Annotated in this window: 7 tRNA genes; all 7 read right to left on the reverse strand. The window is 50.9% G+C overall.

Annotated features, from left to right (window positions below):
- Positions 1-70: 70 nt before the first annotated feature.
- Positions 71-144, reverse strand: a tRNA-Arg gene (locus O3652_RS10100).
- Positions 145-155: 11 nt separating this feature from the next.
- Positions 156-241: transfer RNA gene (locus O3652_RS10105), tRNA-Leu, on the reverse strand.
- A gap of 7 nt (positions 242-248) precedes the next feature.
- Positions 249-320: transfer RNA gene (locus tag O3652_RS10110), tRNA-Gly, on the reverse strand.
- 27 nt (positions 321-347) lie between these two features.
- Positions 348-420: transfer RNA gene (locus O3652_RS10115), tRNA-Thr, on the reverse strand.
- Positions 421-432: 12 nt separating this feature from the next.
- Positions 433-514: transfer RNA gene (locus tag O3652_RS10120), tRNA-Leu, on the reverse strand.
- Between the two features lie 5 nt (positions 515-519).
- Positions 520-592 (reverse strand) — tRNA-Lys (locus O3652_RS10125).
- 24 nt (positions 593-616) lie between these two features.
- A tRNA-Asp gene (locus tag O3652_RS10130) sits at positions 617-689 on the reverse strand.

Below are 689 nucleotides of genomic sequence, written 5' to 3' on the forward strand. Positions count from 1 at the left end.
ACCTGCGACACCTTGGTCCCAAACCAAGTACTCTACCAAGCTGAGCTACTTCCCGCGTTAAATAAAAAAATGCACCCTAGAGGAGTCGAACCTCTAACCGCCTGATTCGTAGTCAGGTACTCTATCCAGTTGAGCTAAGGGTGCTCATCATTATATGCCGAGGACCGGAATCGAACCGGTACGATCGTTACCAATCGCAGGATTTTAAGTCCTGTGCGTCTGCCAGTTCCGCCACCCCGGCCTCTCTAAGCGAACGACGGGATTCGAACCCGCGACCCCCACCTTGGCAAGGTGGTGTTCTACCACTGAACTACGTTCGCATCGACCTCTTATTCTATATAAAAAAATGCCGGCTACATGACTTGAACACGCGACCCTCTGATTACAAATCAGATGCTCTACCAACTGAGCTAAGCCGGCTACTTTCTATTATGCGGGTTAAGGGACTTGAACCCCCACGCCGTTAAGCGCCAGATCCTAAATCTGGTGCGTCTGCCAATTCCGCCAAACCCGCAAATATGACCCGTACTGGGCTCGAACCAGTGACCCATTGATTAAAAGTCAATTGCTCTACCAACTGAGCTAACGAGTCTAAAATAACTTCCGTTATCTTAAACGGTCCCGACGGGAATCGAACCCGCGATCTTCGCCGTGACAGGGCGACGTGATAACCGCTACACTACGGGACC

Origin of the sequence: Streptococcus sp. 27098_8_23 (genome assembly GCF_041432195.1) — a bacterium.
Lineage (GTDB): Bacteria > Bacillota > Bacilli > Lactobacillales > Streptococcaceae > Streptococcus.